Origin of the sequence: Chitinophaga sp. LS1 (assembly GCF_034274695.1) — a bacterium.
Taxonomy (GTDB): Bacteria; Bacteroidota; Bacteroidia; order Chitinophagales; family Chitinophagaceae; genus Chitinophaga.
Map to the genome: position 1 here is coordinate 931843 of NZ_CP128362.1, position 22048 is coordinate 953890.

Consider the following 22048-nt stretch of genomic DNA (forward strand, 5'->3'; position numbering starts at 1 on the left):
GTGTGTCTTTTAAATTTGTATCTGGATACCCACACTAAATGATCTAAGTAGTGGCAACTTTGACCGGTTCTGTGTTTCAGGGTCCAATCCTTTATAGGGTGTAAGCGTAAATAGATTCTGGCTTTGCACATAAACGCTACCATCTTCAAGATGCAGCTTACGTAAGGGTAATCTCCGGGACAATGTCAATGATTGACACCGTAAATACGAGCAATCCACATACGCCATATCACTCTCCAACATTTTCAGATAGCTCGTTCTCAATGTTCCGCCAACAGTCAGGCGCTGATGCACTGCATTATCACCTGTGTTACGCCAATACCCTTCAATTGCATTTTTATCCTGGTTACGTTGCATACCGGGTACATATACACGATCATATAAATCACTCAATCCAACCTGCTTTACATACATAAACACCATATCCAATCTCCATCTCTTATACATAAAAGTATGCTGTATACTCCCGTAATAAGTCGGCGAAGTGTTCACCAAATAAGGCCTGGGCAAGTTTTCAGTTGCGGCCAACTTATTACCATTACCATCAGAAAAAAGATAAGCACCTGTTTGTTTATCCACACCTTCGGATTTGTATACGAAAATGGATCCCAGGGGCTTGCCTACCTGTAAATAGTTGCTATTAGCATCTGATCCAGGGTAGCATAAGAGCATATTTCGTGGGATAGTCATATTGACTACCGATGACCAACTAAAATTGGCCGTCGTAATATTCTGTGTACGCATTTCCAACTCCCATCCATAATTCCTGATAACTGCCGGTATGTTGCCAACAATCGTATTGATGCCCACCATCGTCGGCAGCGGATATGAAGCCAACTGATTCGTAGAGTGATAAAGGTAGTAACATGCGGACACCATCCACTTATCATTCCAGAAGCCGAGGTCTAATGCCAACTCCAGTTTCCTGGTTTTCTCCCTGGCCAGATCTGGATTAGCCAGACTGGAAGGAGACAACGCATACCCATTCTGGTAGTTGTTCACAGGCGTATATTCATCCATGTATTGATAGTCGCCCACCTGGTCATTTCCTGTTGAACCATAGCTCACCCTTGCTTTACCAAAACTCAGCACTTTCAAATTGGAATCAATTAAATGTTCTTTCGAAAAGATCCAGCCCGCACCTATGCCTCCAAAAGTTGCGTATCGGCTTCTGCTACCAAACCGGCTACTCCCATCTCTTCTTACACTTAGATTCACTAAGTACCTTCCTTTATAATTAAACCCGATCCTACCATAAGCAGCCAGGTACCTATACACGCTTTTATAATTAGTCCCGGAAATAGAATCTGCATAAGCCAGGTTATCATAATGCCCATCATCCATAAATCCACTGGCGACCATTGTTACCCTGCTTTCCGTAGCACCCTGGTAAGTACCTCCTGCTAACATATCCACTTTTAAATCACTGATTGAATCAGCGTAAGCGATTTGCGGTTCCATAATCGTAGATCCAGCCTGATAATAATACATAGTCATACTTCCGGTTGTACCATTCCTCACCGCAGGTGCTACCATAGTGATAGGCATGATCGTCTTACTATTTCCCTTCAACAACTGATCACCCAACAATAATTTCAGTTCCAATCCTTTGCTGATCAGATATTGCGCTGCAAAGTTCCCAAACCGGTTATGCACATTCGCTGTGAACTCAGGTCCTACTAGCCCGATGTAAGGATTCACCCAGGAGTAATTCAGCTCTCCGTTAATATATGCTGGTGGCGTATTGGGTGGCAAATAAATATTATTGGTAAAGTCGGATGATGGCAGATAATAATGGATATTAAAATAGCTCCAACTTCCATTTAGATGCAAACGTTGCGTAGGTGCTCCTCTTGAGGCACTCAAGTGCAAACCCCATCCCTCCTGGTAAAAATTGCCAGGATACACAGTACCATTTTTCTGATAATTCGTACCCACATAATACTGAGTGGTATCATTCCCACCCGTAAAGGCGGACTGCATATTGTAAAATTTGGCCGTTCCACCAATTAAGTCCTTTTGCCAATCAGTGTACCGGGTGGTATCCCATTTTAACAGGTCAGGCGCATTTTGCACCGTAGGCAAAATTTTATCATTAACAAAAGCTTGCCTACGCACATCCAGGTACTCTTTTGTATTCAACAGATCCAGGTGCCTGGGCACATTCGCCGTCCCTGCTTTAACATTTAATGATAATCTCCCTGGTCCTTTCTGTGCTCTTTTTGTGGTAATAACAATTACACCATTTGCACCTCTTGATCCATAAATGGCAGTAGCGTCAGCATCTTTTAGTACATCAATACTCTCTATGTCAGCAGGATTGATATAAGCCAATGCAGAGGATACGGCACCCCAAATAGATGACCCAAGGCCATCCGTAATCTGGGATTTCACAGGTACCCCATCCACAATGATCAATGGCATAGTACCATTGGTCAAACTTAACTGTCCACGAATTTTAATATCTATGGCAGTAGCAAACATGCCTCCACTCATACTGATCTGCAATCCAGGCACCTGGCCTTGTAGTTGGTTCAATATATTACCTGTGTACTGAAATTGCGGTTTTATTCCCGGCGCTCTGATCGCAGGCACGGTGTTCCCTGTATTCAACAGGATAGTTGTCATTTTGTACCCGGATACCACTACTTCATCCAGGTTCCTATTAAACATAATTTCCTTGATCCCTTTGTCCAGGTTCTTCCGGTATTGTAAGAGCTGCTCATCAGGTTTCCCCTCTCTGATGGCAATTCCATTGTCGACAATTTTCCAGACAAATCCCCTCTTTATTAGTAGATCAGCTAATACCTCTTCCAGTGGCACCCTCCAATAACTAATATTTACTTTCTCATTTTGGTTCAGTTTATCATTACTATAACCAAATACTAACCCTGTTTGCTTTTGAATTTCGCTAAATACATATTCCAATGTTACATTTTGTGCTTTTAAGGTTACTTTATACCCGGAATACTGGCCATACACCTGCAGCGGGACACAAGTAAAGATGAAAGCACAAAAAGTATAAATAACAACAAGACAATTTACAGGTGTAGGAAGCCGCATAACCTGATTTTACATATTTTCAAAAAACTCCAAAGTGTCTTTCAATAGATCCTCTCATGTTCACAATAATCACCGGGTGATCTAATTGCATATATAAGTAGCTTTTGAAAGCGAAAAGTACCCATACACGTAGAAGAATAAATTTCCACAACCATTAACAATGAGTTAACGAACAACGAAATTCCTATTCGTAGCTTAGATACTCAAAAAGAAACAATAGTGTTATATGAGCAATTGCCATAATCACATTGGGGATGACTTACTTAAACTCATTAAAAAAGGAGATGAGTTAGCGTTCGCAGCATTCTGCGATCTGTATCGCACATTCCTTTTTGTAAATGCCAACAAACGTTTGCAGAATGAAGATGAATCGAAAGATGTAGTACAGGATATTTGCATCTGGATTTGGGAGCACCGTGCATCCATCGATGTTTCAAAAGGAGTACAGGCCTGGCTGAGGGGAGCTGTACGTAATAAGACGTCGGAATTGATCCGACAGAAAATAGCACGCCGCAATAGAGAACAGCACTTTGCCGACCAACAGACACAGATCGTTCAGATGTCTCGCCACATAGAGATGAAAGAGCTGGGAGCGCAAATTAACTCCGCCATCAGTGCCATCTCACCAGCCACACGCCAGGCATTTATTTTATCTTATCTCGAAGATAAAAGTCTGAAAGAAATTGCAGAAGAAATGGGTATTAATGTTCAGTCTGTTAAGAACCATATTCATCGTGCCCTGAAACAGCTCAGGAAAAAATTACCCAAAAAATAGTCGAAAGGATAAGTACCTTTTCATTTTTGATCCTACATAGTAAAGTATAAAAGCTTTACTCAAAATTCCAGATCATGCCGGTAGACTCCGACTATATAGAACAGCTTGTGCTGGAAGAAATTACCGGGGTTATTTCTCCGGAAGATCATGTGAAGCTTTTAGAGCTGATAGCGCAAGAACCAAAGGCAAAAGCGATATGGGATGAGCTGCATGCTCAGTTACCAGAGAACTATATGGCGGAACTCCGTCAGAAACTAGCCGTGGAACTTCCTGCAGATGGCATCCTGGACAAGATCCGGGAAAAGCGAAAGGTGAAACGGTTCACCATAGTTCGCCAGGCTGCGGCTTACCTGGCGGCCGCAGGGGTAATATTATTATTGGTCAAACTATTATGGTGGCCAGCGCCTAAAGTGTCCCAACCTATTGTAGAAAATACCATCTCTACCAGGGGAGCCACCCTGGAGGTCCCGGGCAAGGGGAACTTTACATTGAATAAGCGATTTGACACCCTGTCTTTAGGAGTTGTCACAGTATATAAAAATGACGATACGATCTGGTGGACAAATGGGGGGAAAGTAACAGATGCACATGCTACAATTCCGGATGGAATAAGTTTATATATGCGGTTTCCGGATGGAAGTAAGATCTGGATGAATGCGAGGTCTACGATCAACTTCCCCATGGCATTCAATGGTGATAACAGGGAACTCTCCATAAAGGGAGAAGCCTACCTGGATGTAGCGCCTGATCCATTGCGGCCATTTGTAGTAAATGTACCAAATGCAAAAGTAGCTGTATTAGGCACGGCATTCGGAATTAATACCCTGGATGGGAAAAAGGTGTCTGTTGCGCTGACAAGGGGAAAAGTCCAGATGAGGACCTTTAAGGATTCTCTGCTACTCACTCCGGGTCTGGCAGTCTGCTTCAAACAGGGGCAAAAATTAAAGGCAGTACCATTTGATACAGCGGCGTTGCTCAAAAGACAGAAGGGGATATATACGTTTAATAATGCGACAATTGGGGAAATCGTGAATGTCCTCAACCGGGTAAGGCCAGTTCCACTGATAATACAAGATAATGTAGATACGATGAGATTTTCAGGAGCGATAAATATGAAAGCCCCCTTAGCAAGAATATTTGAAGATGTCAGGTGGGAAAATCAGGAATTAGACTTCGACGTTTCATTGAATCAGGAGGATTCGGTCATACATCTGCTTAGAAGAAGAGGCAGGTAGGTTATTCATCTCATTAAACCATTAGCATGCACTCAACACTTAATAAAGCCAATAAACTATTACTCATAGAGAAAAAGAATAAAGCGATGCTGCCCGATGGGAATCTACCTGAGGAATACCGTAAGCTACGGATCCCATCAACAGGTTATTATTTCCGTCAGGATCAGGATTGTGATATCCTTTCTCAACATATAGATGTCGGACCTTTCAGCCTTTGGATGCACGATATCTTCGCTAAGGAAGATATCGTGCTGTTACCCTATTCACCTTATCATATCTGGGCATTGCACTTTATGTATGAAGACAGCCTGGCAGCTGAAAAAGAGAATGGAAGTGAGTTTAACCTGGAAGAAAAGGAGTGTAATTTATTCAATCTTCAGCCTGGGCTACATAAGGTACCTATGGAGGCAGATAAGAAGGTATTATCTTTTCATGTTAATATCAATCCTGATTCTATACAGGGGTTAGTTACGAAGTATCCTTCGTTAAAAAACCTGCTTAGTCAGCCTTCTCCAGATGTAAGTAGTCTGATCAACGAATCGTCACATCATATCAATCCGGTTGCCGATCTGCTTATCCAGCGAATTCTTAGCTGTCAACATACGGGTAGCCGGGCTTATTATTTCATCCGTCGTTGTTGTGCAGACCTTTTTTTGAATTTTGCCAAACAGGATGCAGATGCACAACAACCGTTCTTATTTTCGAGTGTACTACACATGGATACTTATATTCAGTTATTTGAATATTTGGTAGAACACCCTCATCGTATACATTCCATTCCCGAATTAGCGTATATGTATTTTCAAACACCAGAGCAGCTAAATCAGGGGTTTGAACAACATTTCTCGATCAGCATAGAGGGATTTATGCATATGATGAGAATGATGATAACATATACCTTGCTTCACAAACAACAGCTTTCATTGACAGATATTGCTGAAACAGGTAAGTTTAATAGTGTGAAAGAAATGGTGGATCAGCTGGAAGAATATTACGATTGTACCCTCAAACAAATGCAATAGTACATTAATTAATGTCGTTTTAACCCTATGGAAACCGCCGTGTCCTGGTGTCTCAGGACACGGTTTTTTATTTCCCATAAAACACCTGGATCTCCTAAGTATTTGCCAATAATCTCAACTTACCTTTAGACTAACGAAAGCTATATTTTTCTTTTTTCATTCTGACATCCATTATTTAGTGTCCCACCAAACGACCAAACCTGGTCAACATTTGCTTTTTTCATAATCAATATCCATGCGGCAGCAGAAGTAAATCCGGAGAGGAGAAAATAATAAACAGGTACCGGATACCTGGATTGTCATTTGAAGTGTAGCGATAATATGGCCCGGATTTACTTTCTGCTGTTTTTTTAAGCATTCCGTTGTCTCCTAAAAAATGATCGACCCTTAGTAAGTTTTAAAGCTTATCCATCCGTAACTTTATCATCGTAACCCAAATGAGGCCAACGTTATCATTTAAACCTTATTAGAAATAAGACATTCTATGCACACTATTATTATACATATCCACCGATGTTAAATTGATTCTGAAAATCTCACATGCTTACCTCACAGATTAGCTAATAGCAAAGCTATATTCAAAACATATTATTTACAGGAATAGCCTAATGTATGCGTTATCGTAGACAAGGATCCATCTATACGCGCATATTGGGCCGTTAAAGGGGAGTGCCGAAAACCCTTATAAGAGAGTAGGCAGAATTATTAAAAGACAAAGTTTAGCTTTTTGAATCAAAAAGCAAATTTTACTATGAAGAAAGCAAAATTAATCTTAGCAGCAGTTGCTGTTCTCGCTATCACAGGTGGTTCTTTCGCGTTCAAAGCGTCTGCTAGCCGCGGTTCTGTTGACTACTTTACAACTAGCGTTTTCAACGACCCTGCTCCTGCAGCTAATGTAATTCATAATGGATTACCGAATGCTAATCCTACAGGAAGAGTGTATTGGACAATTGTCGCAGGCGCTCAGGCAACTGCCTATAGCTCAATATCAGCTGGTGCTTGAGAAAACACACTCAAAAATATATTGTGAAATAAAATTCGTAATATAACAGAGCAAAACTATAGTATCTCATAAATAGTGAGATACTATAGTTTTTTTATCTTATGTTTTAATCCGCCGGTGCCATCCAGCTCGGCAAATCTTTCCCTTTCAGATAGTGATCAAAAAATTGAATTTGCCTCACTGTATAGTCATAAGCATTATGCTTATCTCTTAATACATGATCCTCTCCCTTATATATTAACATCCATACCTTTTTACGAAACTGCCGAAGTGCATTAAAAAGCTCCAATGCCTGCCCAAATGGCACTGCTGTATCATCTGTAGTATGCATCATCAATAAAGGTGTGGTAATTTTATCAAGATAAAACAAAGGCGAATTATTTATATATCGCTGGGGATCTTGCCAAAGTTTTACATTTAATCTAATTTGCCCTTTACTAGTCATCCAATGCACACTTTTCCCTTGAGATGTAAGTCCACCAGAAAAAGAAATTAAATCAGTTATTCCGGATGCTGAGCATGCTGCGGCAAATATATTAGTTTTGGTTAAAATAAAATTTGTCTCATATCCACCAAAACTATGCCCTTGAATTCCCATTTTTGTTGAGTCAACATAAGGTTTTGTAGCCATATACTCGGCAGCAGAGACTACTGAATTATAAGCGCTCATACCTGTCTCTCCGAACTTATAATGAATATCTGGCACAAATACAAGATATCCCTGACTAACTATGTATGGAATATTTATCGGACCGATAAAAGTACGCGGAATAAGATAAGAGTTTAAATTGTTTGCGTATTCTTCATAATAATAGTAGATAATAGGATATTTTATGTTAGGGTTGAAGTTTTCTGGTCTGTATAGCACTCCCTGGCAAGAATCCCCATTAAACGTTTTCCATATATGCAATTCGCTTGTAACCCAGTTATATTTTTTTTCTGGGTAAACATCACTAACAGGAGAAAATGATTTAAAATCTTTAGTAACGAAATAATTAGGCGATTCTTCCGCGTTCATTCTCCTTATTAGCCAAACATTAGAATTGGTTGCTTTTATTGGCTGATTATCATATCCATTATCTATCAAAACATGAGGATTATAGTATACATAATCACTCATCACTATTTTTTGAGGATCTTTCTGGATACCCCATTTTATCCTATAAAAACCATTCTGCTTGTTTGAGAAATTGAAGCCAACCAATATCAACTCTTCTCCTTTCCTAAACTTGAACGTCGAAAGGTCTGCAACTGGGTAGAATACAATATTATTTTTAGCTCCATAACCATTTGTAATATTGACTGGAATATGCTTACCAGAAGGATCTGCCTGCCATATATCTCTTTCGGCATATAGTATAACCGAACTATCATCATCAAGCCAATAACTTTGATAGTCCCATGCACTCGTAAATTCGATTTTATAATAAGGATTTTTAATTTTCCCCATTTCTGATGTAACTGCACGGGTAATATTAACTTTATTACCAGTTATTAAATTCCATGTAAAATAATCCTTATTAAGGGAATCTTGATAAAATATGAAATGACCTCCTCTTGAGAACATAGGATATTCAATAGGCAAATTTGATCTTGTTCCGTCTTGCAATGACACAAACAAATTTTTATACTGACTTTGGGGATTCCAATCCTCGTCTTCAATATCTCCATTCCCCGAAAATTGTCGAATTAACCCCAAATCATTACCAATATCAATAATCGTTTCATTTTTCTTATTAATTGAAATAATTGTCTTTCTAATTAAATCAATTGCATAAAAATATTGAGGGATTTCTTTTGCAGTTCTTTCATATTGAGATTTCAATTTTGCATCAGTATAACTCCAAATAGTTACATTAGCATCCTTTTTTATTTTTTTTATATCATCATGACCTTCTTTAGGTTGAGCGACTATAAATAATTTATTTCCGTTCTCTGAAAATCTGTGAATCCGAATAATTTCGTTAGATGAATCAATTTTAATTTCATTGGTATTGAAAATTAAAATAGCCTTCTCTTGGCCTGAATTATAGACCCATATCCCCTTTTCTCCCAAAGCTGATATACCAATAAATGCAATTTTCTCATTCGCATAATCGAACAACAAATTTTTCACTTCCTCTCCTTCCCAAATAACATTATTTAACCCCGTCTTTAAATGGTAATACGAAATAATACGCTTATTATTCTGTCCTATCTTAATCAAAATCAAGGCATCATTTTTTTTATTATATTCATATCTTATTATGCTGTCCAATACAGCTGTAATTCTATCGAAGGCACCAACCACCGATAGCTTTTTTGGATCAGTCTTGGAATTATACAATAAATAGTCTGATATTAGCCTAAAGGAAGACACCCCTTCTATATAAGATATATTATCGGTTCCAAGAGTTAATATAGCTAAACTATCATTTGATAAAATAAAATATCCCCTTTTACCATCAGGAGAAAATGAAATTGAAGTAGTAGCTGTATTGAAAGTTTTCTTCCATTTATTTGAAATTGACTGAACAATGACCTGACTCTTAATACCATTTACGTTACTGGAGTGAGCAATATTATAGGATACATACTTTCCATCACTATTTATATTACCACGTTCCACCTTTGGCCAAAACATTTTGTAACTGACATAAAAAAAAGAAAACAAAAAACTGAGCAACTCTTTAAAGCATTCATTTTAAACAAATAGCACACATACACTAAATGAATAATAATCCATGAAATATAACTTTTTAAAAAAAGGGTCAACTTTTCAATAGTTGAAAAAATGTGTCTCATTTGAATTGATTTTAATTATAGATTTGGGTATTACAAACATTTCATAACGTGCAGAATTTGGTCTGCACGTTATATTCATTAACATAGAAGTAAACAAAAATACTTGCCAGAAATTTTATTGAATTTGGAGATAAAGAATTTTTAGTACCCTTCATTTTGTACTAAATTGGGACCATACTGCAATTCGAGAGTAGATATTGGATAATATTGATCATTACTACTCCAAACCCCTCCTTTATTAACCGCGATGTCACTCATTACATTATTAACAGCACCAGTTCGCTTCAAATCCATCCAACGATGTCCCATCTCCGTAAACAACTCAACCTGTCTTTCGTGCATTATGCTATCCAGTAATATTTGTTGACTATTTGTACCTTCATAGTTTGGAAGGCCAGCTCTATTTCTGATGATATTTAAATCACTTATCGATGCAGAAAAATTATTTAACTGCGCATTTGCTTCAGACCTAATCAAATACTGCTCAGCTAATCTAAGCATCATTTGATATTCTGTCACAGAATTATTCAATGTTGCATTCTTATACTTAAATGGATAGCGATAAAGTATACCCCCGACTGTAATAGTATCAATCCAATTCGTAAAACGTAAATCATTATTTTCAATACTATTCAATAATTGATAACTCAAATAAACCGGATTGTTATCACTCGGCCCGGTCCTTGGGATAACAAACAATTTGCCATCTTCAGTGTTCCATCCAAGGTTTACCGGTTGAATTTGCCAAATTGCCTCTTTGCTATTTTTCAAAAAAACATCCGTTAAATCTGTTAAACTAAATAGGGAAGTATTATTTATGACTTCAGTTGACAATACAACAGCATTACCATAATCCTTCCTATATAAGAAAACCCTCGCTAGTAATGCCTTTGCTGCCCATTTATTAGGAACAGTACGTTCTGTACTAACGCTAATAGCATCTTTACCAACGAAATTGGAATTAAGAAGACCAGATGCATCCTGTAAATCAGCCACTATTTGTTGATAAACTTTGCTAGTATCTGATCTAGACAGTAACATATTTATTTTATAATCACTTGTAATTGCAAGTGGCACTGGTCCATATAAGTTAACAAGATAGAAATAATTAAATGCTCGCAGAAATTTTGCTTCTCCCAATAATTCATCCTTAACAGCTTTACTTAGTCCCTTAGATGCAGATATGCCTTCTATAGCAGAATTTAATTGAAATATATAAGGATAGCAAGTAGTCCAGACATTAGGACCACTTGAATTTAATAATTCATTGTGATAAAAGGCAATGTAATTCTGATTAGTAACGCCACTATATAAGGTGAACTCATCAGCAGATAAACCTGGATAAAAGGACATAAAACTATTAATAGATCCCCCATTTGGAATCGTTTTAGAGCTCATACTAGCATATATACCATTTAAAACAGCAATAGCATTTGCATTGGTCTGATAAGCATCATCTCCTGACGTGTAGCTTACAGGAGTATCTACCTCAACAAATTTATTGCAATTTGTAAATGAGATCGTTAGGAGAAGGCCGATTATATTTAAGTAAATCGCCAAACGGTATATTGAGTTCATATATTTAAAATTACCTATTGTAATAGAAAAACTGTTTGAATCCATTTATATCAGAAAGAAGTTTCAAAGGCCCAATTGTACACCAAATACGAATGTCTTTAATGGCGGTAATGTTATACTACTTAATGATTCTGGATCCAGTCCTTTGTAATTAGTAAATGTTAAAAGATTCTGTCCTTGTGCATAGAGTCTTAAATTTGAAATTTTTGCACGCTTTAACCAATTCTCCGGCAAATCCCAACTCAGAGATAAATTCTTCAATCTGCAATAAGAGGCATCAGAATAAGAAGCATCACTCGCAACTGAGTATATATAATTTATAGCTAATAAATTATTAGAGTTAAATCTTTGATGAGCAGCATTATCATTCACTTTTTGCCAGCGATCTAACAAATATTTTGGTTGGTTTTGATTGAAAGAACCTGGGTATGGCGCGCCTGCAAAATAATTAGCACCATTTCTCGACATATACTGAAATAAAGCACTTAATGAAATTCCCATATAACTGAATGTAGTGTTTAAACCAGCATACAATTTTGGAGACAAATTAACGGCAGTTTGTTGGTCTGTTACAAACTTAGGCGTTGAAGTGATTGCTCCTTTCGCATCCGTGAACTGATATAATCCAGTTTCAGGATTAACACCTAGTGAATGGAATACTTTTGTAATAGTAAGTGGTTGACCAACTATCAGCGAATTTGCATATGAGGATGATGAGAGGTTTTTAAACGCAATTAGTTTATTACGAGGAATAGTTAGATTAAAATTAACGTTCCAATCAAACTTAGATCGCTTAATGACCGTACTTGTCACTGTGAACTCCCATCCACTATTTTGAACGGTAGCTGGATAATTGGTTGTAATATTTGAAACTCCCGCAATACTAGGAAGCTTATAAGGCAATAATTGATTAGAGGATCGATTTATATAATAATTGGCATTCAACAAGATTTTATCTTTTATAAATCCGAGATCTAGTCCAAAATTTACTTTTTTAGTTTCCTCCCATTGAAGGTATGGATTATTTATGCCATTTGACACCAACGATGAAATCCCCCTATATGGAACGCCAACAACCAAAGGACTATATAAATTTAAGGTCGCATAGTCTCCTATTTGGTCATTGCCAGTTGTCCCATAACTAAATCTCAATTTACCATAACTTAAAGCGGGCAAATTATTCTTCATAAAATCTTCACTGGAAAAGATCCACCCTAATCCTATTGCTCCAAAATTGTGAAACCTGTTCGCAGATCCAAATCTGCTGCTACCATCTCTTCTCGCTGATAAATTAACAATATACTTATTATTATATGCATAGGTTACTCTTCCAAAGAGACCGGCATACTTATAGACCGACATTATGGATCCTGTACTTATAAGTGTTGTAGCTGAATTTATATCGCCAATAGCCTGATCTGAATTGAATCCTGAGCCAAACACTTCGTTCCCCTTGGAATTATTCTGTTGAAGGGAACTACCTAATAAAAAATTAAACTTATTAAATCCAAATGAACGGTCATAAGTAAGCTGAGGTTCTATTATCCAAGTGTTTATAGCATAATTACCGTACACCCCAAATCTATCTAAATATTGTTGTATTTCTGGAATATAAGTAGATAAAGGTACTTGCATAATTTCGTTGGAGTGCATATTAGTATATCCCAAACTAGTCTTTAAATTTAACCCAGGCATAATAGTATAACCTAACAAAAGATTACTAACCAGGTTTTCAGTATTTATATTAATTTTTTGATTTAACTGAATTAAAGGATTGTTGAATGTTGAAGCGCCTGAAGCATTAGGCATAAAATTAATTGTTCCATCAGCATTATATAAGGGAGGAGCATCTGGTGCGAGAGTAACTGCATAATTAGTAAAATCTACATTAGGAAGCTTATTATTATCAACCAGATAGCTTCCTGAGAATTGCATCTGAAATTTATTATCATTAGAATTACTAGTAATATTAAAATGTACCGATCCTTTTTGATCATTAAAGTTTGTTGGCAACACGGTAGTCTCCCTATGAAAAGTCCCTCCAATAAGATATTGAATATTGTTATTACCACCTGATATAGATCCATTAACATTCATATATTTAGCAGTTTTACCGATCAGCTCCTTTTGCCAGTTTACATTCCTTGTTGAATCCCAAAAGCCATTAACATCATAATCAGTAGCCCCAACAGCAATTTTATCATTTAATTTCGCTTCATGTCTCATGGCCAGGTATTCAGTAGTGCTCATTAGATCCAAATGGCGGGCAACTTTACCTCCTCCCTGTTGATAATCAATTGTTACTTTAGTTTTCCCCTGTTTCCCCCTCTTAGTAGTAATCAAGATTGCTCCATTTGCAGCGCGAGAACCATAGATAGCTGTTGCATCAGCATCTTTTAAGACGGTAATACTTTCAATATCTGCGGGGTTAATAAAACTCAGAGTGCTTCCTTTTGATTGAGTATTATAACCCCCTACACCTAAAACTGTAGCAGTTATAGAGAGATTTTGCGAAGGGTAGGGTACACCATCGATTACATAGAATGGATCATTGCCCTTTAAAATACTATTCTGTCCTTGAACAAGTGTCGTCACTGCAGAGCCACTAAAGCCATTTTTTTGATCTATCATAATACCAGGAACTCTCCCTGAAATGGCCATCAGTGGGTTGGTAACAGGACTACGGGCGATTTCCTCACCTTTGATAGTCGAAACATTTCCAGTTAATGTTCGCCCAGTTGTAGAACCATATGCTATCACTACTGCCTCATCCAATGCACCGATTGCAATTCTCAACTTAACAATCAACTGTGCATCATCATTTACTACTAACTCTTTTGTCTCAAAGCCAATAGAAGTAACTAGGAGAACATCACCTGACTCTACATCTGACAAGCGAAAGTAGCCATCTGCGTCAGATTTAGTACCTTTTTTAGTGCCTTTTACAATTATAGTGGCACTAGGAATTGGACTTCCATTTGTATCTAAAATTCTTCCAGCTACCTCCATTTTGGAGTTCAAAAGCTTAGACTCCCCTAATACATTATCATCCGATTTGCCTTTAAATTGCTGCTTCAATAAGATCGTACCATCTCTATATTGCCATATAACTCCTTTTGAACCTAATATACTGGAAAGCACATCATCCAATTGCACCTGCTGAAATGCAGCTTTTATCTTTTCATTTAAATTTAAAGCGCCCGCCGCATACATAAATCGTAAGCCCGTTTGCTTCTCTATTTGCTTTAATACATTATCCATAGAAATATCATTACCAACAATAGTTACTTTTTGCTTGCCTTCTTGTTGGTGGGCCTGGGCACTTTGAAACATACAAGCATTAATAATAAATACGTACAGTAAGATTCTGGCCACTATTGTACCGCAAGGTGTAGGAATGCACATAATAGAAAATGGTTGGTTTTTGGTGATAAATACAGGCATAATACAGAATAGACGTAAGCTTCCCTTAGCCTTGGAATCATTCACAAGCATTTTTAAGCAATTCTCAGACAATCACTTCCCCTCTTTAGCAATAACGCTAATATTATATTATAGTTGAATTAAGTGATAACTTATATCGTGTAACATTTTAAAAGGTACTCAAAGGACTTAACGAAAATTTCATATAGTACTTTTTAACGCAGCATACGATATGATGGTATCATGTTACATTTAAACGATGCCGAACTGTTAGAGATGGTCCAGAAAGGTCAGGAAGGGGCCTTTACCATCCTATACAACCGCTACCAACCAACCATGCTGGCTATAGCCAGAAAAAAACTCGTAAGTCGTCAGGAAGCAGAGGATGCTGTCCAGGAAATCTTTACTTCTTTTTGGCAACGTCGGAATCAAATATCTGGTAAGATTCCTGTCAAGCATTATTTCCTTCGGGCTGTGCATTTTCAATATGCATATAGATGCAGGGCGAATGCAGTTGCCAGAAAATACGAAAAATTCCTGGAATCATCGTCTGTTTATGAAGGCTATTTGGAATTTCTCGAAAATAAAGAGCTTGGTCAACAAATCCGGATTGCCATTCAAAAAATATCGGCACCAGCCTGTAGAAAGATTTTTGAATTAGCATATATAGAGGATAGAAGTTGTAATGAAATTGCCAATTCTTTAAATATTCAGGCACAAGTCGTAAGAAACCAAACGAGCCGGGCTTTAAAAGTAATAAGAGATCAACTTAGGCAAGTAGTCTAAGCCCCCTACCAACCTTCACGTTTATAAATTTCACGTCTGTATTTTATTTAAATAACAATATGTGACAATCTATATTGTCACTCCAGATTTCTATTACGCCATCTCAAAGGTTTATTCCTTGATTAGTAAAGTAAATATTCCTTGCGCAACTAATTTTGTAAAACCATCAAAAAATAAAGCTCATACTCAATTGAAACTTAATACCACCACCCAAAAATTTCCATTCTAACATCTAAAAAAAACTCCATGAGAAAAGTCAGATTCATCTTGATTGCAATTGCTGCAAGTGGCATATTAGGAGGCACCTTAGCATTTAAAGCATCCAAACGCGGTGCAATTGACTATTTTACAACCGATCAATTTAATGCAGTAGCTCCTGCATCCAATGTCGTATTTGCAGCAGGGGTTCGCAGCGGTACTGGTACTCGGGTATATTGGACAATCGTAGCAGGAGCCCAAGCTCCCAACTTCAACATAGTTGTCGCAAACAATTAAGTATACCTCAATTTTTATAAATCAAAACAGAGGCAAAGATGCTTCTGTTTTGATTTTATTAACAACTCCCTGCAACCATTTCACAGTAGAATTTTTTCTTCCTAAATTTCTATAAATATCTTATTTTCACTCGGTCAAAATATTAATTACCATAGGATACTTATGCCATTGTTATAACAGCCCAGGACACAATATTATGACACCCTAACAGCCAGCGAAAATAGTATCCATTGTAAACTGATACTCCTTCTCATGATAAGGATTAAATTATTTGTTGCCCTCTTTTTTCTTGTGGCTCTTGCTCAAGGACAAAATAAGTATTCCATTGACGCAATAGTAAAGGACTCAACCGGACAGGTACTAATTGGAGCAAATGTTTGGATAATAAAAGGTCCAGATTCTTTTCACACTATCACGGATCAAAATGGGCATTTTACATTTCCTCAAATATCAACCCCTATCTTTAATATTAGAATAACGCTCTTAGGGTATGAAACCTATAATAATAAATATAACTATCCACTTATTAATAATCATATACAGCTTCCTGACATCCTGCTCAATATTAAAACAAACATTCTTAAGGAGGTGACTGTAAGAAGTCAAATATCTCCCATTACATTAAAAGAAGATACAATAGAATATAATATAAGCAAATTTCATTTAAGGGATAATGCGCTGTTAGATGAATTACTTAGAAGATTACCAGGAATTGAAATAGATCAAAATGGGAGTTTAAAATTCATGGGACAACCTATAAGTAAGATTAAAATTAATGGGAAGGATTTTATGATAAATAATATTAAGGATTTAATAAGAGTTATCCCATTAGAAACCTTAGATAGAGTGCAAATATTAGATGATTATGGAAAGCTAGCTGAGATAACTGGTAGAACACAGGGTATAGCAGCTGGTAAAGTTATTAATTTAGAGACAAAAAACACGTTAAACACAACCCAAAACCTAAAGGCACAACTAGGTGTTGGAACAAGCAATAGAATTCAATCCAATTTTAACGCATCTTCTATAGGTAACAAAAAACAAATTATTCTATATGGTACAACGGACAACACAATTCCTGGACAGGGAGAGATCGTTAGTAGTAGAGGTGCATTTTTATTTAGAAATCAGATCAATGATCTATTTTATACAAATGGAGGAATATTTGCTGACCATGAAAGCAATAAATTACAATCATATAATACAACACAAAACCTAACATCGGAGGGAATATTATCCATAAATAGTAACAGTACAACAACTAGTACATATAATAACTACAGCCTGGCGGAAACAATAGAATACAAGGATAAGAAACGAAATAAGATTAGCCTGCAGCTATCAGGCGAAAGAAAAAAACAAACAGATCAAAATAATACTATTTCTTCCCAAACCGGCTTACAACACATTGAACAATCTTATTCTAATATCACACATGCCACTATTCCCAATTTAAGGACTAGCCTATATGGCATTCATCAATTTAATAACCCAGGAGAACTATTAGCATTCAGTGCTACTTACAATTACTCAGGAAACACTAGTTATCAGAATATCATTAACGCCTCTACTTATTATAATTCAGATGATACAGCCATTAAAGATTCACTACAATATCAATTATTAAATAAGCAGAATAATGCATACAACATTACCTTCCAATCTTCCTATATAAAACCACTCAGCACTACTGCGTCATTCGAAATTCTTTATAATTTAAAATCAAACAATAATTCTTTTGAACAGGAAACACAATGGGCCGATAAAGAAGGGAAAATGAAAATAATAGACTCACTTAGCAACCAGTTCGATTATAGGATCACAGAGCATAAATCAGGCATCAATTTCAATAATAAAAAGGGTAAAATAGAATACACAATTGGAGTATATTATCATTTTGCTAAGTACAACTCAAACCAAAGCCAATGGCTAGTCCCCAATTTAAATATCAAATACCAATTAAATAAAACTTCAAGGCTTTCCTTACATTATGAAGGCCATCCCAATTATCCCGACAACCAGCAACTAAGACCTATTACAGACAGAACTAATCCATTGTTTCCAATAATAGGTAACCCAGATCTCAAAGCAGGATTATATAATATCTTCTTGCTAGAGTATAGCTTAGTAAAGAAATCCATTTTATTCATTAATATTAGATACACTCCTATTACTAATCAAACTGTCACTAACTCCATCCTTATAAAGGATACCCTTAATACAGTTACTCAAGAAACACACTACCTTAATACAAATGGCCTCTACCTCTTATCTGGTAACTACTCATGGTCTCATCCTTTCGATGAAGGTAAATATCAACTATTCTTCGAAGGTAACGCCAACCTTAACAACAACATTTATTACTTACAAAATCTCCGGAATTCCTCTCAGAACCTCATGCTCACTCAATCCATACGCCTGGGTATATATCAAAAGTGGATAGAATTGAATACAAGTACAGGGTATACTCACAATCAAACAACTTATTCACTTTCCCAAACACCTACTAGCCAAATTGGCACCTGGAATCTTGCGTTTAATTCCAAATTTTTCGCCGGCCCATCCTGGTCATTCTGGCTCGACCTCAACAAACAATTCAACTCCGGCTACGCCAACGGCGTCTCCGCCAATCCCACCGACCTCGCCGCCACTATTGAAAAAACCTTCCTCAAAAAAGCCCTCTCCTGCCGCCTCCAGGGATTCAATTTGTTAAATCAAAACATAGGCATCGCACAAACCATCTCCGGCAACACCACCACCCAAACCCGCACCAACCAACTCGGCCGTTACATCCTCCTCTCCCTCATCCTCGACCTCAAAAAAACCAAAAAATAAAACTTTCATGCCATTAACAATAAGTTAACTTAACTCTAACCCCTATTTATTAGCTTAGTATGTGTAATTATGGGGGATACCACTACCAGGTAATCATTAAAAGACATATATTGTGTCACTCATTCGTTATCGTATATAGTGTCATGTGAGTACACAACAACCTGACAACATTACTAACCAAGGCTGAATTTAACTTTCGTTATGCAAAATCTAACTAGCTATAACGACGAGCAACTATTTCTGTTACTGCAGGGAGGGAACGAAGAAGCGTTTAACACACTTTTCGAACGCTACCGCAAACGTCTGTTTCTGGAAGCTTTCACTCGTTTACAAAACGAGGAAGAGGCCAACGACATCGTACAGGAAGTTTTCATGTGGCTCTGGAAAAAAAGATCGACACTCGACATCGGGAATTGTCTTAAACCTTACCTGGTAAGGGTAGTACGTAATAAAGTGGTAGATCATATCCGTAAAACTACCACCGCGAGAAACCACCAGCAGCAATACCACTGGATCGCAGATACGCACACGACTAAAATACCCATGGAAAATAAAGAGCTCGGTCAGCAGTTGTCTGATGCGATTAATAGCATCACACCTGCCAGCCGCCTGGCTTTCGAACAACTATACCTCCAGGACAAAAGCCTGCGGGAAATAGCTGTAGACATGGATATAAATGTACAGTCGGTAAAAAACCATATTCACCGCGCCTTAAAAATGCTTCGCAAGAATCTGAAGCACAGCTTATCTTAGGCAAAAATTTACTACCCAAATAAGTACTTTTTCAAAATTTATACGATCTAAGGGAAATATGTCTGTAAATCCGGAATATATTGAACAATTAGTGTTGGATGAGATAGCAGGGGTCATTACACCGGAAGACAGCGCTACCCTCAGTAATCTCCTCGCGCAGGAACCGGAAGCGCTTGTCATTCGTAATGATCTTTATGCTCAATACGGAGAACACCCCGTCCTCGAAAACCTTGCTGATACACTCCCCGTTGAAAAAGTTTGGGCGGGCATCAGGAAGCAAAAACGAGGAAAGACATTATTGCGTACCAGTATCGGAATCGCCGCTGCTCTACTAGTTATTGTCAGCGCCTATACTATATTATTACCGGGTATTCGTCAGCCCGCTATCGTCCATGTTACCTCCCCAAAGAATGTTGCGCTGCAGTTGCCAGGTGGGCAAGTGGTCAACCTAGGCAACGCGCAGCAACAGGTACAGCTCGGAAACCTTACACTGCATAACCAGGAAAAGACCTTGTCATACACAGGTAGCACAAATCAACAAGCTACCCTCATCGTACCGGCTGGCAAAGACTATTCGATTGTACTTGCCGATGGTACCCTCATACAGCTCAACGCGGCCTCCAAATTAGTATTCCCCTTTGCCTTTACGGGCAATACCCGGGAGGTGACCATTACCGGTGAAGCCTACGTGAAAGTAGCCAAAGATGCAACCCGTCCTTTCATTGTACACCTGCCCAATAGTACCGTACAAGTGCTAGGTACCGAATTTAACATCAACACCTACGATAGTGGCCAGGTAAAAATTTCCCTTGTCAATGGCGCTGTCCGGCTTAAAACACAGCAGGATTCCCTGCTCCTTCACCCCGGATATGCAGTCAATTATACCCAGGGCGATAAACTCCAGGAATCCCCTTTTGATGAAGAAGATGTGCTTTCCTGGCGCAATGGCCTCTTTATATTTAAAAACGCCTCCCTGGTTTCGCTGTCCAGAGTCATCACCCGCTGGTATGGCATTCCTGTTATAACCGATAACGCTGCTGTAACTACCCGCCACTTCAGTGGCGCCATGAATCGTAATAAGCCCATAGCTACTTTCCTGGAAGGCTTGAAGTTCACAGGCCAGTTTGATTATTATTTCGACAAAGACAGCGTATTGCATATGAAGTAGTAGATATAACCAGAGGCTGGTATAGAAAGAAACCCCTTTAAAGTTTATCATGCATTCCACATTGTATAACGTGAACAAAAGCTTACCGCTCGAAAGAACCACATATAGGTATACACCTGCTGATAAAATTCCTGCTGAATACCACCAGCTCATACTACCAGGAGCTGGTGCATTTTTCCGGCAGGACCAGGAATGTGATATTCTCTCCCAGCACCTTACACTCGGCCCATATTCTGTATGGCTCCATGATATCTTTTCGAAACAGCTTATTCAACTACGGTCATATACACCCACTCCTATCTTCAACATCCAGTTCATGTTCGAAGATAGTCTGCCCCTACCTAAAGCTGGCTATACCTTGGATGAACGGGAATGTAACGGCTTTTACCTCTTCCCTGGCCAACCACAAAGGGCGCCAATGATTGCAGATAAGAAGATATTTTCATTTCAGATTAATATCCAACCCATGCAAATGGCGGCGCTCATCAATAAATATCCCCAATTCCAGGAATTGATGCATGGTATTCATCCCAGAGTTTCCTCCCGGATCAATCCCCGCCCCTATCATATCAACGCAGTCTGCGATATGCTGATCCGCAAATTCATGACTTGCCGTTATCATGACAGTGTTGCTCAATACTATTTACAACGCTGTGTATCAGATATATTAATCAATTTTACGGCCCAACATACTGATTCTCAACAGCCCTTCCTTTTTGCCAGCATGTTGCACACAGATACCTGTCATAACATATTCAATTACCTGGCTGACCATCCCCACAAGACACACTCCCTCCCTTCACTGGCTTATATGTATAGTATAGATCAGGCGGAAATGGAACAAAGCTTCCGCCAACACTTTGCCATTTCCATTAATGAATACATGCACATGATAAAAATGATGATGATCTGGCACACATTACAAACGCCCACTTTTCCATTGACAGATATTTCGCGGGTAACGGGTTATAAATCCACAGATGAATTAATAAATGATGTTGTAACCTACTATGGGGTAAATCCAACCGATCTTAGCTAAAGGATGTTACATTCTTAGGGGAAGTGCAATGAAAAATAAGTAATGCACGGAGTTTAATAAATAGAATACCCAAAGATAATCATTGCCAT

Annotated in this window: 14 protein-coding genes; 10 read left to right on the forward strand and 4 right to left on the reverse strand. The window is 37.9% G+C overall.

Going from position 1 to position 22048, the window contains the following annotated elements; genetic code table 11:
- Window positions 1–9: 9 nt before the first annotated feature.
- Window positions 10–3063, reverse strand: a complete 3054-nt coding sequence (locus tag QQL36_RS03790) for a SusC/RagA family TonB-linked outer membrane protein (protein WP_321568974.1) — start codon at window positions 3061–3063, stop codon at window positions 10–12.
- A 226-nt stretch (window positions 3064–3289) separates the two neighbouring features.
- On the opposite strand from QQL36_RS03790, the gene QQL36_RS03795 reads away from it, so the two are divergent.
- From QQL36_RS03795 to QQL36_RS03810, 4 genes are all read left to right on the forward strand, one after another.
- A complete protein-coding gene (locus tag QQL36_RS03795; protein WP_321568975.1) occupies window positions 3290–3838 on the forward strand; it encodes an RNA polymerase sigma factor in 549 nt (182 codons plus the stop codon).
- Window positions 3839–3912: 74 nt separating this feature from the next.
- Complete coding sequence (locus QQL36_RS03800) at window positions 3913–5073, forward strand: FecR family protein (RefSeq protein ID WP_321568976.1); 1161 nt, start codon at window positions 3913–3915, stop codon at window positions 5071–5073.
- A 26-nt stretch (window positions 5074–5099) separates the two neighbouring features.
- Window positions 5100–6095 carry a hypothetical protein gene (locus tag QQL36_RS03805; protein ID WP_321568977.1) on the forward strand — a complete coding sequence of 332 codons (996 nt, stop codon included), beginning with the start codon at window positions 5100–5102 and terminating at the stop codon, window positions 6093–6095.
- 751 nt (window positions 6096–6846) lie between these two features.
- Window positions 6847–7098 (forward strand): hypothetical protein, encoded by a 252-nt coding sequence (locus QQL36_RS03810; protein ID WP_321568978.1) that lies wholly within the window; start codon window positions 6847–6849, stop codon window positions 7096–7098.
- Between the two features lie 106 nt (window positions 7099–7204).
- Here the strand turns inward: QQL36_RS03810 and QQL36_RS03815 are convergent, their stop codons facing one another.
- From QQL36_RS03815 to QQL36_RS03825, 3 genes are all read right to left on the reverse strand, one after another.
- Complete coding sequence (locus tag QQL36_RS03815) at window positions 7205–9706, reverse strand: alpha/beta hydrolase family protein (protein WP_321568979.1); 2502 nt, start codon at window positions 9704–9706, stop codon at window positions 7205–7207.
- Window positions 9707–10023: 317 nt separating this feature from the next.
- Window positions 10024–11460 carry a RagB/SusD family nutrient uptake outer membrane protein gene (locus QQL36_RS03820; protein ID WP_321568980.1) on the reverse strand — a complete coding sequence of 479 codons (1437 nt, stop codon included), beginning with the start codon at window positions 11458–11460 and terminating at the stop codon, window positions 10024–10026.
- Between the two features lie 63 nt (window positions 11461–11523).
- Window positions 11524–14904 (reverse strand): SusC/RagA family TonB-linked outer membrane protein, encoded by a 3381-nt coding sequence (locus tag QQL36_RS03825; protein WP_321568981.1) that lies wholly within the window; start codon window positions 14902–14904, stop codon window positions 11524–11526.
- Between the two features lie 222 nt (window positions 14905–15126).
- Between QQL36_RS03825 and QQL36_RS03830 the strand changes: the two genes are divergently transcribed.
- The 6 genes from QQL36_RS03830 to QQL36_RS03855 all read left to right on the forward strand — a co-directional run bounded on the left by QQL36_RS03830 (window position 15127) and on the right by QQL36_RS03855 (window position 21959).
- Complete coding sequence (locus QQL36_RS03830; RefSeq protein WP_321568982.1) at window positions 15127–15669, forward strand: RNA polymerase sigma factor; 543 nt, start codon at window positions 15127–15129, stop codon at window positions 15667–15669.
- A 246-nt stretch (window positions 15670–15915) separates the two neighbouring features.
- Window positions 15916–16164 (forward strand): hypothetical protein, encoded by a 249-nt coding sequence (locus tag QQL36_RS03835; protein WP_321568983.1) that lies wholly within the window; start codon window positions 15916–15918, stop codon window positions 16162–16164.
- 252 nt (window positions 16165–16416) lie between these two features.
- Window positions 16417–18999: an outer membrane beta-barrel protein gene (locus QQL36_RS03840; RefSeq protein WP_321568984.1), complete on the forward strand. Its 2583-nt coding sequence runs from the start codon at window positions 16417–16419 to the stop codon at window positions 18997–18999.
- Window positions 19000–19200: 201 nt separating this feature from the next.
- Entirely contained in the window at window positions 19201–19752 is a 552-nt protein-coding gene (locus tag QQL36_RS03845; RefSeq protein WP_321568985.1) for an RNA polymerase sigma-70 factor, read from the forward strand.
- A gap of 58 nt (window positions 19753–19810) precedes the next feature.
- On the forward strand, window positions 19811–20920 hold the full coding sequence (locus tag QQL36_RS03850; RefSeq protein WP_321568986.1) for a FecR family protein: 1110 nt from the start codon (window positions 19811–19813) through the stop codon (window positions 20918–20920).
- A 70-nt stretch (window positions 20921–20990) separates the two neighbouring features.
- Window positions 20991–21959, forward strand: a complete 969-nt coding sequence (locus tag QQL36_RS03855; protein ID WP_321568987.1) for a hypothetical protein — start codon at window positions 20991–20993, stop codon at window positions 21957–21959.
- Window positions 21960–22048: the final 89 nt, after the last annotated feature.

What these genes read in the sequence shown, in the direction of transcription:
- QQL36_RS03805 (WP_321568977.1), top strand. Translation starts at nt 5,100, where the DNA reads ATGCACTCAACACTTAATAAAGCCAATAAACTATTACTCATAGAGAAA.
- QQL36_RS03825 (WP_321568981.1), bottom strand. Translation starts at nt 14,904, where the DNA reads ATGCCTGTATTTATCACCAAAAACCAACCATTTTCTATTATGTGCATT.
- QQL36_RS03850 (WP_321568986.1), top strand. Translation starts at nt 19,811, where the DNA reads ATGTCTGTAAATCCGGAATATATTGAACAATTAGTGTTGGATGAGATA.
- QQL36_RS03835 (WP_321568983.1), top strand. Translation starts at nt 15,916, where the DNA reads ATGAGAAAAGTCAGATTCATCTTGATTGCAATTGCTGCAAGTGGCATA.
- QQL36_RS03790 (WP_321568974.1), bottom strand. Translation starts at nt 3,063, where the DNA reads ATGCGGCTTCCTACACCTGTAAATTGTCTTGTTGTTATTTATACTTTT.
- QQL36_RS03830 (WP_321568982.1), top strand. Translation starts at nt 15,127, where the DNA reads ATGTTACATTTAAACGATGCCGAACTGTTAGAGATGGTCCAGAAAGGT.
- QQL36_RS03845 (WP_321568985.1), top strand. Translation starts at nt 19,201, where the DNA reads ATGCAAAATCTAACTAGCTATAACGACGAGCAACTATTTCTGTTACTG.
- QQL36_RS03800 (WP_321568976.1), top strand. Translation starts at nt 3,913, where the DNA reads ATGCCGGTAGACTCCGACTATATAGAACAGCTTGTGCTGGAAGAAATT.
- QQL36_RS03840 (WP_321568984.1), top strand. Translation starts at nt 16,417, where the DNA reads ATGATAAGGATTAAATTATTTGTTGCCCTCTTTTTTCTTGTGGCTCTT.
- QQL36_RS03820 (WP_321568980.1), bottom strand. Translation starts at nt 11,460, where the DNA reads ATGAACTCAATATACCGTTTGGCGATTTACTTAAATATAATCGGCCTT.
- QQL36_RS03795 (WP_321568975.1), top strand. Translation starts at nt 3,290, where the DNA reads ATGAGCAATTGCCATAATCACATTGGGGATGACTTACTTAAACTCATT.
- QQL36_RS03810 (WP_321568978.1), top strand. Translation starts at nt 6,847, where the DNA reads ATGAAGAAAGCAAAATTAATCTTAGCAGCAGTTGCTGTTCTCGCTATC.